14 protein-coding genes are annotated in these 12072 nt (G+C 70.2%); 7 read left to right on the top strand and 7 right to left on the bottom strand.

Going from position 1 to position 12072, the window contains the following annotated elements; genetic code table 11:
- Positions 1–631 precede the first annotated feature (631 nt).
- Both HNR00_RS20810 and HNR00_RS20805 read left to right on the top strand, forming a co-directional pair.
- Positions 632–1378: an arginyltransferase gene (locus HNR00_RS20810; RefSeq protein ID WP_183572635.1), complete on the top strand. Its 747-nt coding sequence runs from the start codon at positions 632–634 to the stop codon at positions 1376–1378.
- 38 nt (positions 1379–1416) lie between these two features.
- Positions 1417–1737 (top strand): hypothetical protein, encoded by a 321-nt coding sequence (locus HNR00_RS20805; protein WP_376770401.1) that lies wholly within the window; start codon positions 1417–1419, stop codon positions 1735–1737.
- Here the strand turns inward: HNR00_RS20805 and HNR00_RS20800 are convergent.
- The 3 genes from HNR00_RS20800 to HNR00_RS20790 all read right to left on the bottom strand — a co-directional run bounded on the left by HNR00_RS20800 (position 1715) and on the right by HNR00_RS20790 (position 4314).
- Positions 1715–2188, bottom strand: a complete 474-nt coding sequence (locus tag HNR00_RS20800; protein ID WP_183572722.1) for a hypothetical protein — start codon at positions 2186–2188, stop codon at positions 1715–1717. The genes HNR00_RS20805 and HNR00_RS20800 overlap by 23 nt on opposite strands.
- Before the next feature lie 224 nt (positions 2189–2412).
- Positions 2413–3324: a KPN_02809 family neutral zinc metallopeptidase gene (ypfJ, locus tag HNR00_RS20795; protein WP_183572633.1), complete on the bottom strand. Its 912-nt coding sequence runs from the start codon at positions 3322–3324 to the stop codon at positions 2413–2415.
- Positions 3325–3408: 84 nt separating this feature from the next.
- A complete protein-coding gene (locus HNR00_RS20790) occupies positions 3409–4314 on the bottom strand; it encodes a uracil-DNA glycosylase (protein WP_183572631.1) in 906 nt (301 codons plus the stop codon).
- A gap of 281 nt (positions 4315–4595) precedes the next feature.
- On the opposite strand from HNR00_RS20790, the gene HNR00_RS20785 reads away from it, so the two are divergent.
- The gene (locus HNR00_RS20785; protein ID WP_183572629.1) at positions 4596–6269 is read left to right on the top strand and encodes an electron transfer flavoprotein-ubiquinone oxidoreductase; all 1674 of its coding nucleotides are present in this window, start codon (positions 4596–4598) and stop codon (positions 6267–6269) included.
- A gap of 130 nt (positions 6270–6399) precedes the next feature.
- Here HNR00_RS20785 and HNR00_RS20780 read toward each other — a convergent pair whose 3' ends face one another.
- From HNR00_RS20780 to HNR00_RS20770, 3 genes are all read right to left on the bottom strand, one after another.
- Entirely contained in the window at positions 6400–7380 is a 981-nt protein-coding gene (locus tag HNR00_RS20780; protein WP_183572627.1) for a P1 family peptidase, read from the bottom strand.
- On the bottom strand, positions 7377–8231 hold the full coding sequence (gene rarD / locus HNR00_RS20775; RefSeq protein WP_183572626.1) for an EamA family transporter RarD: 855 nt from the start codon (positions 8229–8231) through the stop codon (positions 7377–7379). The genes HNR00_RS20780 and rarD overlap by 4 nt, the downstream gene beginning before the upstream one ends.
- Positions 8232–8430: 199 nt before the next feature.
- A complete protein-coding gene (locus tag HNR00_RS20770; protein ID WP_183572625.1) occupies positions 8431–8715 on the bottom strand; it encodes a hypothetical protein in 285 nt (94 codons plus the stop codon).
- A 124-nt stretch (positions 8716–8839) separates the two neighbouring features.
- Here HNR00_RS20770 and HNR00_RS20765 point away from each other — a divergent pair, with 124 nt between their 5' ends.
- The 4 genes from HNR00_RS20765 to metC all read left to right on the top strand — a co-directional run bounded on the left by HNR00_RS20765 (position 8840) and on the right by metC (position 11203).
- A complete protein-coding gene (locus tag HNR00_RS20765; protein WP_183572624.1) occupies positions 8840–9013 on the top strand; it encodes a ribosome modulation factor in 174 nt (57 codons plus the stop codon).
- 79 nt (positions 9014–9092) lie between these two features.
- Positions 9093–9335 carry a hypothetical protein gene (locus HNR00_RS20760; RefSeq protein WP_183572623.1) on the top strand — a complete coding sequence of 81 codons (243 nt, stop codon included), beginning with the start codon at positions 9093–9095 and terminating at the stop codon, positions 9333–9335.
- A 3-nt stretch (positions 9336–9338) separates the two neighbouring features.
- On the top strand, positions 9339–9944 hold the full coding sequence (locus tag HNR00_RS20755) for a Shedu anti-phage system protein SduA domain-containing protein (RefSeq protein WP_183572622.1): 606 nt from the start codon (positions 9339–9341) through the stop codon (positions 9942–9944).
- 71 nt (positions 9945–10015) lie between these two features.
- A complete protein-coding gene (gene metC / locus HNR00_RS20750; RefSeq protein ID WP_183572621.1) occupies positions 10016–11203 on the top strand; it encodes a cystathionine beta-lyase in 1188 nt (395 codons plus the stop codon).
- Here metC and HNR00_RS20745 read toward each other — a convergent pair.
- On the bottom strand, positions 11200–11796 hold the full coding sequence (locus tag HNR00_RS20745) for a pyridoxamine 5'-phosphate oxidase family protein (protein WP_183572620.1): 597 nt from the start codon (positions 11794–11796) through the stop codon (positions 11200–11202). The genes metC and HNR00_RS20745 overlap by 4 nt on opposite strands.
- Positions 11797–12072 lie beyond the last annotated feature (276 nt).

The following is a 12072-nucleotide window of genomic DNA, read 5'->3' as shown; positions in this document are numbered from 1 at the left end:
GGGTGGGGGCGGTGCCTGCGGTGGGGATTCGGTCTCCTCGCTCCGGGCGTCGGGCTCGGCGACACGCCGGACTCGGAGCGGGGCGCGCAAGACGTGCCAGGGTGCGCGGTTCGGGAGGAAATGCCCGCTTCGTGACCTCGGTCTGGGTTCGGAGGCGTGATCTGCGGCGGCGTCCACTACGAGGCGGTCCGTCCATGACAAGGGGGAGTGGGCAACCCGGGGGTCACCACCGACCCGGAAACGCCCCTCCGCAGGGTCGAGCCCCGTCGTACCACCGCGACGAAAAATCGGCTCGGGACGCGAAAGCGACACCCGTCCGCGGGATGCCGGGAAACCGGATCTTTTGAAGACACAAGCGCTTGGTCTGCCGGGGTTTCCCGGCATCCCGCGTCACCCCTTCCGGGCCATGGGCGGCCCCACCCGACGCGCGCCGCGCCGGGGTTTCGGCGCGGGCGCAGCGGCGGAGCGGCGAGGGGAGGGGGGCTCCCTGCGCCTGCGGCATCCTTGCAGGATGTGCGGATTGGCCGGTCCCGGCGCATCATCCCGGTTGAGCGCCGCCGCGATCCCGCTACACTGGACCTCGGCGGTGCGGTCGCCCGCGCCGCCGGCCCCGAGGGCGAGCCTTTCCAGCGTGACCAGCCACCCCCGCGACACCCCGCAATTCTACCTCACGGCCCCGTCCCCCTGCCCCTACCTGCCGGGCCAGGAGGAGCGGAAGGTGTTCACCCACCTCGTCGGGCGCCGCGCCCGCGACCTCAACGAGATCCTGACCCAGGGCGGCTTCCGCCGCTCGCAGACAATCGCCTACCGCCCGGCCTGCGAGACCTGCCGGGCCTGCGTCTCGGTGCGGGTGGTGGTGGCGGATTTCGCCATCACCGGCAGCCAGCGCCGGGTGATGCAGCGCAACGCCGGGCTGATCGGCACGCCCGAGCCCAACCGCCCGGCCTCGGAGCAATACGCCCTGTTCCGCCGCTACCTCGACGCCCGCCACGGCGACGGCGGCATGGTCGACATGACCGTGCTCGACTACGCCATGATGATCGAGGACAGCCACGTCGACACCCATCTCGTGGTCTACCGCGAGCGCGGCCCCGACAGCGCGATCCACGGCCGCGGCATCGGCGCGCCGGTCGCCGTCTGCCTCACCGACGTGCTCGCCGACGGCCTGTCGATGGTCTACTCGTTCTACGATCCCCAGGCCGCCGACCGGTCGCTGGGCACCTACATGATCCTCGACCACATCCGCCGCGCCCGCGCGCTCGGCCTGCCGTATCTCTATCTCGGCTACTGGGTCGATGGCTCCCGCAAGATGGACTACAAGGCCAAGTTCCGGCCGCAGGAACGGCTGATGCCGCAGGGGTGGATGCGGGTGGAGTAGGGCTGTTCGCGGGACATCGCCGAACCAGCGCGGGTGAGATGACCCTGACCCGCAGCCCCAAGGAGACCGTGACGGCGCGGGCGCAGCGCGACCCCGCATTCTGCGACGCGCTGCTCGCCGAGGCGGTCGATCGGTTCCTGGCGGGCGAGATCGAGACCGGCAAGGCGGTCCTGCACGATTCCATCGACGCCACGATCGGCTTCGAACGGCGTGATGCGCAGGCTCGGCCCCGACGGCGATCCGAGCGCGACCCACCTGTTCGGCATCCTGCGCACGGCGCAGAAGGCCTCAGGCGTTCGATCGGGAGCGGTCGTGACCCGATGCCCTTCCTATCGGTCAATCACGCACTTCGAACCTGACGCGGATCGAACCACTCTCGTCCTGCTTGCGGAGCTTGACGGTGCTGGCGCGCATGACCGTCGTCTGGATGGAAAAGCTGATCAGGAGCCCGTCTGACGACATCCACTCGACCCTCGGTGACGCCTCCACCCGGGCACCGGATGGCGAGAAGTTGTCGCAAGGACCCTCGAAGACGACGGCATCACCCGATCGATCTTGCTCCGGTGAGACGTCGGCTGCGAGAACGACGACACTTCTGTAGCAATACCGTGAGAGCCAACCGTCTCCCTCGTGCGAGATCACGATCGCCTTGTGCGTTCCCGCAGGTGAAACGATGGGCGGCCCGAAATGGCTTTCATCCGGTATGACGGGCCAGCCACGCGACAGGACGAAGAAGACGCCGACGAGCGACAACCCGCAGAGCCCGACGATGGCGAGCGCCCGTACCAGCCACGGCAGGACAGCTTTCATGCCCAGGGACCCATGGGTGGAATGTGGGCATCCGTCAGTCTTGCCAACGTCGCGGCCGGCCGTCGATCTTCGGAGCGCATCTCGCCCACTTCACCGTCATCGCGGTATACCCCGAGCCTGGGCGTCGAGCTGCGCTCCGGCCCAAGCTCTGTTCACGGAGTCCCGTGGCTTGCCGCAGGAGGCCGATGCTCAGGGGTATCCCTCCTCCGAGAATCCGAAAAAACTCAGTTCCGCGCCGCCCGGAACGTGTCGCAGGACTTGGTCTGTCCGCTCTTGTAGCCGGTCATGAACCAGCGCATCCGCTGCTCGGAGGAGCCGTGGGTGAAGCTGTCGGGCACGGCGTAGCCCTGCGCCTTCTCCTGCAGCTTGTCGTCGCCGATGGCGCTCGCCGCGTTCAGGGCCTCCTGGATGTCGCCCTGGTCGAGGGAGTTCCAGCGGTCGTTGGAGTTCTTGGCCCAGACGCCCGCGAGGCAATCGGCCATCAGCTCGACGCGCACGGAGAGTTGGTTGGCCTCGCGCTCGCTGCCCGCCGACTGCTTGCGGCTGTCGACCTTGCCGAGGATGCCGAGCACGTCCTGCACGTGGTGGCCGACCTCATGGGCGATGACGTAGGCGTAGGCGAAGTCGCCCTTCACGCCGAACTTCTGCTGCATCTCCTTGAAGAAGCTCGTGTCGAGATAGACCTTCTTGTCGAGCGGGCAGTAGAACGGCCCCATCGCGGCCTGGGCCTGGCCGCAGCCAGAACGGGTGCCGCCCTGGTAGAGCACCATCGTGGTGGGCGTGTATTGCCGCCCGGTCTGGTTCGGCAAAATCTCCTTCCAGACGTCCTCGGTGTTGCCGAGGATCTTGGCCGCGAACTGGCCGGTCTGGTCGGTCGGCGCCTGACGGCGCTTGGCCTGCGTCTCGGGATCGACGCGCTCCTCGCGCTGGCGCCCGCCGCCGGTGATCTGCTCGGCGCCGCCCATCAGGATCGCCGGGTTGATGCCGGTGACCCAGGAGATCAGCAGCACGATGACGATGGCGCCGATGCCGAGCCCCCCCGCGCCGCCGCCGGGGAAGCCGAAGCCGCCGCCTCCGCCGCCCTCGCCGCGCCGGTCCTCGACGTTGTCGGAGGCGCGAAAGTCATCCCAGCGCATGGCGCTCCCCTAACCCTCTTCGCCCGCGGGCGCGGCTGCCCTGTAGAATGAATCCGCGGACGGGACGGTTCCGCTTAACCGGCTCTACCGGCCCGCGTCGAGGGCTGCCTTGAGCATGCGGAAGTCGCGCCACGCGAGGCGCTTCTGCACCGGCTGGCGCAGCAGGTAGGCCGGGTGGAGGGTGGCGAGCGCCCGGATCTCGCGCCCGTCGCGCAAGGTGTAGGGGTAGAACCGCCCGCGTGCCTTGAGGATGCCGTCCTTGGTGCCGGTGAGCGTCTGCGTCGCCGGGGCGCCGAGGCAGACGAGGAGTTCGGGGTTGGCGAGTTCGATCTGCCGCTCGATGAACGGCCGGCAGATCGAGATCTCCTGCGGGGTCGGATTGCGGTTGCCCGGCGGGCGCCAGGGCACGACGTTGGTGATGTAGGCCCTCGTCCGGTCGAGGCCGATCGCCGCCATCATCCGGTCGAGGAGCTGGCCCGAGCGGCCCATGAACGGCTTGCCGATCCGGTCCTCGTCGGCGCCGGGCGCCTCGCCGACGAACATCACCCGCGCCCCCGGATTGCCGTCGGCGAAGACGAGGTTCTTGGCGGTGAAGCGCAGGCCGCAGCCCTCGAAGCCGCGCAGCAGCGCCTCCAACTCGTCCAGGCTCTGCATCTGCGCGGCCCGCGCCCGCGCGTCGTCGGCGGCCTCATTGGGCTTGGCGGAGGCGGCGTTGCCGTAGGTGCGCGGCGGTTCCTTGGGCGGGGCCTCACGGCTCGGCAGCTCGCGCCGGAAGCGGTCGTCCCCCGGCGCCTCGTCCCGTGCGGGCGCGGGCGCCGCGGCGCGGCGCGGGGCCGGCTCCCGCTGCGGAGTGGCCTCGGCCTCGCCGAAGCGGTCGTGCGGCGCCTCGTCCAGGGCCGCGTCGACGCCCGCCTCGACGTGGAAGTCGAGATAGGAGATCAGGTCGGCCCTGGAATCGGGCTCCGGGTGGCTCGGATTCATCCGTCCCATGTGGCGCGCCGCCGCCCCAGGGGCAACGGCAGCGGGGCTCGCGGAACGCCGCAGGAGCGCTCCATGTATATCGTATTCAGGAAGATGCGCGCGACCTTTGGTCTTGGCTCTCCGCGAGCGCCGTCGGGCCTGCTTTATGGCGATGCTTCATCATCGCGCAGAGCTGCCGCTACCCGGACGGCCTTGCCTTCCTACCTTGGAATCGATTGAGAGAAATCTAGACCGTTGGAGCGGGCCGTAAGAGCGCGTCGGCGCCCCGGCACACCGCAGGAGGAGACAGGATGGCGCTGCCCGAACGCGAAGGCATGGATTTCGACGTGGTGATCGTGGGCGCCGGGCCCGCGGGGCTCGCCGCCGCGATCCGCCTCAAGCAGCTCTCGGCGGAGAAGGGCGAGGAGGTCTCCGTCGTCGTCGTCGAGAAGGGCGGCGAGGTCGGCGCGCACATCCTCTCCGGCGCGGTGGTCGATCCCATCGGCCTCGACACGCTGCTGCCCGAATGGCGCGACGATCCCGACCGCCCGCTCAAGACCGCGGTGGAACGCGACGAGTTCCTGTTCCTCACCAAGAACAGCGGCCTGACGCTGCCGAACGTGTTCTTTCCCAAGCTGCTGTCGAACCACGGCAACTTCGTCGGCTCGCTGTCGAACACCGTGAAGTGGCTCGGCGCCAAGGCGGAAGAACTCGGCGTCGAGATCTATCCGGGCTTCCCGGCGTCCGAGGTGCTCACTGACGACCGCGGCACGGTCCAGGGCGTGGCCACGGGCGACCTCGGCATCGCCCGCTCGGGCGAGGCCCGCGACGACTTCACCCGCGGCATGGAATTGCGCGCCAAGTACACGGTGTTCGGCGAAGGTGCCCGCGGCTCGCTCACCAAGACGCTCATCGACAAGTTCGGGCTGAACCGGAACAGCGACCACCAGAAGTACGGACTGGGGGTCAAGGAACTCTGGCAGCTCTCTCCGGAAAAATTCCAGCCGGGTCTCGTCCAGCACACCATGGGCTGGCCGCTGCCGAACAAGGCCGGCGGCGGCTCGTGGCTCTACCACTTCGACGACCACCTGCTCTCGGTCGGCTTCGTCACGCACCTGAACTACGAGAACCCGACCCTGTCGCCGTTCGAGGAGTTCCAGCGCTTCAAGACCCATCCGATGATCGCCGAGACCTTTGAGGGGGCCAAGCGCATCGGCTACGGCGCGCGGGCCATCATGGAGGGCGGCTGGCAATCGGTGCCCAAGCTCGTCTTTCCCGGCGGCTGTCTGGTGGGCGACTCGGCGGGCTTCGTGAACGTGCCGCGCATCAAGGGCTCGCACAACGCGATCCTGTCGGGGATTCAGGCGGCCGACGCCATCTTCGATGCGCTGGCGCAGGGGCGCCAGGGCGACGAGCTGACGGCCTACGAGGAGGGCTGGCGCGACAGCCCGATCGGGCGCGACCTGAAGCCGGTGCGCAACGTCAAGCCGCTTTGGTCGAAGTACGGCACGCTGGTCGGCGTGGGCCTCGGCGGTCTCGACATGTGGACCAACACCATCGCCGACGCGTCGCTGTTCGGCACGCTCGGCCACGGCAAGCCGGACCATGCCTGTCTCAAGCCGCTCTCGGAGGTGACGCCGATCGTCTACCCGAAGCCCGACGGCAAGCTGACTTTCGATCGTCTCTCCTCGGTCTACCTGTCGAACACCAACCACGAGGAGGACCAGCCGGTCCATCTCAAGGTGAAGGACATGGAGTTGCAGAAGACGTCCGAGCACGACGTCTACGGCGGGCCTTCCGGCCGCTACTGCCCGGCCGGCGTCTACGAGTGGGTCGAGGACAAGGCGGCGAGCGACGGCGTGCGCTTCCAGATCAACGCGCAGAACTGCGTCCACTGCAAGACGTGCGATATCAAGGACCCGAACCAGAACATCAACTGGGTCACGCCGGAAGGGCCGGGCGGCCCGAACTACACGAACCTATAGGGCCCACGCCCAAGTCCAGGTTTCGAAAGGACAAGTCCTTTCGCGGGTCCAGGGCAGAGCCCTGGTTTGGAAGGAAACCGGGGCTCTGCCCCGGTGCCCCGCCAAAGGACACGTCCTTTGGGATCCCGGACTACAGCTCGCGCCAAGCCGGGAGGTCGAGGCTCGGCAGGCGCGTTGCTTCGTAGACGCCGATCGCCACGGCGCGGGCCAGGGTGTCGGCGGCGGCCGACGCAAGGCGGGCCATGTCGGCGACCGGTCGGCGTCCGGTCGAGACCGCGAACACCATGTCGCCGTCGAGCGGGGTGTGGACCGGGTGGATGGCGCGGGCCAACCCGTCATGGGCGGCCATGGCGAGGCGCTTGGCCTGCGCCTTGGTGAGCGCCGCATCGGTGGCAACGACCGCGAGCGTCGTGCTCGCCCCCGGCGGGGTCTCCCGCGGCCATGTCAGGAGGTCCGGCGGCAGCGGGGCAGGTAGCCCGAGGCCGCCGAATTCGCCGTCCCGCTCGAACGGCGCGGCCCAGAAATGCGGCCCCCGCCCCATCGTCACCCGGCCGAAGGCGTTGACGGCGACCAAGGCGCCGACCTGCACGCCGTCGAGGCCGACCACTTCGGAAGAGGCCGAGCCGAGGCCGCCCTTGAGGTTGGCGGTGCGCGCCCCGTAGCCCGCCCCGACCGAGCCCAGCGCGAAGGCGCCGTCGCGGGCACTCTCCGCCGCCGCGTAACCAAGGTCGCGATAGGGCGGGAAGCGGCCCCAGTGCTTGTCGCCGCCGTTGAGGAGATCGAACAGGATCGCGCCCGGCACGATCGGCACCCGCACGTCGCCGACCGGAAAGCCCCGGCCCTGCCCGGCGAGCCACGCCACGGCACCCGCCGCGGCATCGAGCCCGAAGGCCGAGCCGCCCGACAGCACCAGCCCGTCGACGGCGGGCACGGTCGCGGCGGGGTCGAGCAGGTCGGTCTCCCGCGTGCCGGGCCCGCCGCCGCGGACATCGACCGCGGTGACGAAGGGGGAATCGAAGACCAAGGCGGTGACGCCGCTCGCCACCCGCTCGTCCTCGGCGTGGCCGACGCGGATTCCCGAAATGTCGGTGATGCGGTTGAGCCGGGTCATCGCATGCGCCTTTGGCGGTTCTGCCGAAGCGCGTCGGTGGCGTAGAGCACCAGCGCGATCCAGATCAGGGCGAACAGCACGATCCGATCCTCGCTCAGGGTCTCGCCGTAGGCCAGCGTGCTGAGCAGCATGAGGCAGGTGGGGGCGAGGTACTGCATCAGCCCGAGCGTCGCGAGCGTCAGGCGGGTGGCCGCCGCCGCGAACCAGATCAGCGGCAGGGCGGTGGTCACGCCGGTGAGCGCGAGCAGCGACCACGTGCGCGCATCGCTCGGCACCGGCGGGGCCGCGAGCAGCAGGTAACCCAAAGCCGCGGGCAGCAGCAAAAAGGTCTCGGCGCAGAAGCCGACCGTGCCGTCGACGCCGACGATCTTCCGGGTCAGCCCGTAGAGCGCGAAGCTGACCGCGAGCCCGAGCGAGAGCAGCGGCAGGCGCCCGGCCATCACGACCGCGATGACGACCCCGAGCACCGCGATCCCGACTGCCACCGCCTGGAGCGGGCGCAAGCGTTCGCCGAAGACGAGGGCGCCGAGCGCCACCGAGACCAACGGGTTGATGTAGTAGCCCAGGCTCGCATCGAGCATGTGCCCGGTCTCGACCGCACGCAGGTAGAGCAGCCAGTTGAAGGCGATCAGCCCGGCCGAGACGACGAGCAGGGCGTGGCGGGGCTTGAGCGGGAACGGATTGGCCAGCCGTCGGCGCAGCAGCGCGATCAATGCGGTGACGAACAGCGCCGACCACGCGATGCGCTGGGCCAGGATCGTCTCGGCGGGGATGCCGGCGAGCAGCCGGAAATGCACCGGGACGACGAGGCCCCAGCTCAGATAGGCGGCGAGCGCGTAGAGGAGGCCCAACGGTGACGTCCCGGCGGTGGCGGGCGCCGCTTGTAGCCTGATCGAACCCGCTGGTCAGCGTGGTCGCGCGGCAGCTCCGTATCGCCCGGCGCGAAGAGCGCCGCGCGCAGCGGCCTCGGCGCCAGCCGAGGCGTCTAGCGGAGCGAGCAGCCTAAGGCCGCGGACGCAGCCGCCGGCGCTTGAGGCCCAAGCAACAGAATCAGCGCTTCTTGGCGCTGACCAGGGTTTCGCCGCGCATCAGGGCGTTGAGGCGCTCGGTGTCGAAGCCGGTCATCGCCCGCGCCTTGGGCGGCTCGACCGCCGGCCCCTGGGTGACGGTGCCGGTGGTGGCGGGCTCCGGCAGGGCGGGGACGGCCCGCGCCATCACCGGCGGCGCCGTGGCGGCGATGGCCGGATGGGCGAGGCGGTCGGCGGCGACGAAGACGACGCTCAGGCTGCCGAGGCCGGTGATCGTCCCGAAGGCGATGACGCGCGACAGACTCACTGGAGACACTTCCCGAAGACACAACGCAGGGAACGGAAACACCCTAGCGCCGCCCCCGTTAACGAACCGAAGCCTGGGGCGGGCGCCACGCCGGCCCCTTTCAGGACATTTCGGAGCCTCCGCCATGAACGAGCAGGCGACAGCCAGCGACAGCCCCTTCATCCAAGGGCGCAACGCCCGGCTCTACGGCCAGAGCGCGGATTCCTGCCCCTACCCGGAAGGCTCGCAGGACCGGGCCGCCTGGCTCCAGGCCTACGAGGAGGCCGCGACCGACGACCCGGAGGGGGAGAAGGGCTGAGTCCTCCAGGGCACGGAGCGGCCTCCGCTTTCCGGCGGAGGCGTGCTACGGTTGTGCCGTCTCGATCCGGACGTTCGCGATGGACACGCAATCGATCGATGTGAGCTATCAGGCCGAGCCCGGTTACGACCGACTCAGCGACAGCGAGAAGGCCGAGGTGGCTGACCGGCTCGGCAATCCGGCGGCCCACCCCGAACTGCACCGCCACGTCGCCGACGACCGGGTGCTGACCCGGATCGGGCGGACCAAGCGCGTCCTCTGGACTCGATCCGAGGACGGGCGCGCCCGCATCCTCAGCGTCGTCGACCGCGCCGGCCTCTGACGCTTGCCGCTCGGGCGGATTGCCTTCGATCCGCGACGGGCGGAGCGCGAACTGGCCACGTTCAAGGACTGGCTGGCCGCCCACGTCTCGTTCAAGGAGCGGGCGGTTCTGGCGGAAATCCGCGCCCGCCCGCACATGGCCTGCCTCCTGGCCTACGGCTTCGTGCCGACGCCGAACCTGATCCAGTTCGAATTCGGCGTGAAGGGCCTGTTCCGGGCCGACCTCGCCATCGGCAACAACGGCGCCCGCAGCTTCGTCCTGATCGAGTTCGAGGGGGGCGAGGCGACGAGCCTGTTCAGCGGCGGCACCCGGCACTACCGCCACTGGTCGCGTCAGATCGAGCACGGCTTCGGGCAGGTCGTCGATTGGGGCTGGGCCAAGCATGACCATCCCCACGACACCGCCTTCACCAATGCCTTCGGCGGGAAGGTCGTCGATGACAGCTACATCGTGATCTGCGGACGCGATCCGGCGCCGGGCAGCATCGAGGAGCGCCGGTTCGATTTCCGGCGATCGCGTCTGGCGCTCAACGGCGTGACGGTGCGGTTCTTCACCTACGACGGCATGGTGCGGGCGATGAGTGACAACCTGGACTCGATCCGCTGGTGACGCGCTTGACGCTCCCCACCGGGCAAGGCTGAAAGGGCATCAACCCCGCTCTCTCGCCCGCCCCGAGGCCCATGACCAAGTCCCCGCCCCAAGACCGCGCCCGCTTCGGGGCCGACACCCGCCTCGTGCTCGCCGGGCGCGATCCGTCCGAGCAGCACGGCTTCGTCAACACGCCGATCTATCGCGGATCGACGGTCCTCTATCCGACCTACGATGACATCAAGCACCGCCGCGGCCGCTACAATTACGGCACGTCGGGCACGCCGACGATGGACGCCCTGTGCGAAGCCTGGACCGACGTCGCGGGCGCGGCCGGCACGGTGCTGGCGCCGTCGGGCCTCTCGGCCCTGACGCTGGCACTGATGTCCTGCGTCAGCGCGGGCGACCACCTGCTCGTGACCGATTCCGCCTACCGCCCGACCCGCATCTTCTGCGACGGCGTGCTCAAGCGCTACGGCGTCGAGGTCGAGTATTACGATCCCCTGGTCGGCGCCGGCATCGCGGCGCTGATGCGCGACGACACGCGGGCCGTGCTGGTCGAGGCGCCGGGCTCGCAGACCTTCGAGATGCAGGACGTGCCGGCCATCGCGGACGCCATGCACGCCCGCGGCGGCACGGTGGTGATGGACAACACCTGGGCGACGCCGCTTCTGTTCCCGCCGCACGAGCGCGGCGTCGATCTCGCGGTGGAGGCCGGCACCAAGTATCTCAGCGGCGGCTCGGATCTGCTGCTCGGTCTCGTCTCGGCCAACGCCAAGCATTATCCGGCACTCAAGCGCACCTACGAGCACTTCGCCAACTGCCCCGGCCCCGAAGACATCTTCTTGGGACTCAGAGGGTTGCGGACCATGGGCCTGCGCCTGCGCGAGCACGGCGCGCGCGGGCTCGACATGGCCCAGTGGTTTCAAGGTCGGCCCGAGGTGCTGCGGGTACTCCATCCGGGCCTGCCGGACGATCCCGGCCACGCCCTCTGGAAGCGCGATTTTTCCGGCGCCTCGGGCCTGTTCGGCGTGATCCTCAAACCCGTCCCGGAAGAGGCGCTCGCCGCTTTCCTCGACGGGCTGGAGCTGTTCGGGATGGGCTTCTCCTGGGGCGGCTTCGAGAGTCTCGTCATCCCCTTCGACCCGACCCTCTACCGCACGGCGACGCGCTGGCAGCCGGGCGGGCCGTGCCTGCGCTTCCATATCGGCCTGGAGGACATGGCGGATCTGAAGGCCGATCTGGAGGCCGGGTTCGCGCGGATGCGGGGCGTGGGTTAAGGCGCCACCCACGCCCCTCGCCATCCCTCCCCCTCCTGCGAAAAAACCGCCCGGCGGTGCCCGCGGCGGTCGAGGTAGAGCAGGTCGAGGCGCTCGGCCCGCACCACCACCGCGCAGAAGTTCTCGCGGCCGATCCGGGCCTGCGGGTCCTCGTCCGGCAGGGCGTAGGCGCCGCCCTCCGTAAGCGGCGTGCCGGGGGCCGGGTCGATGCCGTAGCAGACCCGGCTCATCGCCCGCGCGCCGGCCCAGGCGGCCTGCGCCACCGCGTCGTCCCGATGCAGCCGCGCGCTGCCCTCGATCCGCACCTGCAGCTTGGCCCCCGCATCGTAGATGTGGAGCGCCACCCCCGAGCCGGCGGCGATCGCGCGGGCCTTGTCCGAGCGGGCGTCGCAGTGGAAGCGCAGGGTGCCGGTCTCGCCGTCGGCGTCGCGCAGCACCACCGTGCGCAGCCGCGGGCGCCCCGCTTCGTCGACGGTGGCGAGCGCCGGCAGGTGGAACGGGCTGCGGCCCGTCACCGCCCCCTCGGCCAGCCGCCGCCACGCCTCCGCGCGGAAGGCGGCGAGGTCGTCGTAGAACGGGGGCAGCGGGTCCAAGCGGGGCTCCGGGCGAAGGCGGGCCGATGCTGGGCGCTCCGGCGGCGGCGCGCAAGCCGAACCGCGCCGGTCCCTTCCCCCGTGCAACCCGATCGGCGAGGCAGGGGCGAGGGGCAGCAAAACATGCGCGCGGAGCAGGGCACGGCGGCCCTCCTCGTGCGTTGAAGACCCCGAGCGCGCCGTCAAGCTCGTCCCCGCCAGCCCCCGCCCCAGGCAAACCCGTCCCGTTGTCCGCTTTCCCCGCCGTCCCCTCGCTCGCCAGCGCCGCCCCGGCGC

Source organism: Methylorubrum rhodinum, from assembly GCF_014199935.1.
Classification (GTDB): domain Bacteria; phylum Pseudomonadota; class Alphaproteobacteria; order Rhizobiales; family Beijerinckiaceae; genus Methylobacterium; species Methylobacterium rhodinum.
The sequence above is the reverse complement of the archived record's forward strand: the minus strand, read 5'-3'. Positions and strand labels throughout refer to the sequence as shown.

Coding starts and splice junctions, on each gene's coding strand:
- HNR00_RS20805 (WP_376770401.1), top strand. CDS start 1,417: ATGACCCTGACCCGCAGCCCCAAGGAGACCGTGACGGCGCGGGCGCAG.
- HNR00_RS20800 (WP_183572722.1), bottom strand. CDS start 2,188: ATGAAAGCTGTCCTGCCGTGGCTGGTACGGGCGCTCGCCATCGTCGGG.
- ypfJ (WP_183572633.1), bottom strand. CDS start 3,324: ATGCGCTGGGATGACTTTCGCGCCTCCGACAACGTCGAGGACCGGCGC.
- HNR00_RS20790 (WP_183572631.1), bottom strand. CDS start 4,314: ATGGGACGGATGAATCCGAGCCACCCGGAGCCCGATTCCAGGGCCGAC.
- HNR00_RS20785 (WP_183572629.1), top strand. CDS start 4,596: ATGGCGCTGCCCGAACGCGAAGGCATGGATTTCGACGTGGTGATCGTG.
- HNR00_RS20780 (WP_183572627.1), bottom strand. CDS start 7,380: ATGACCCGGCTCAACCGCATCACCGACATTTCGGGAATCCGCGTCGGC.
- HNR00_RS20765 (WP_183572624.1), top strand. CDS start 8,840: ATGAACGAGCAGGCGACAGCCAGCGACAGCCCCTTCATCCAAGGGCGC.
- HNR00_RS20760 (WP_183572623.1), top strand. CDS start 9,093: ATGGACACGCAATCGATCGATGTGAGCTATCAGGCCGAGCCCGGTTAC.
- metC (WP_183572621.1), top strand. CDS start 10,016: ATGACCAAGTCCCCGCCCCAAGACCGCGCCCGCTTCGGGGCCGACACC.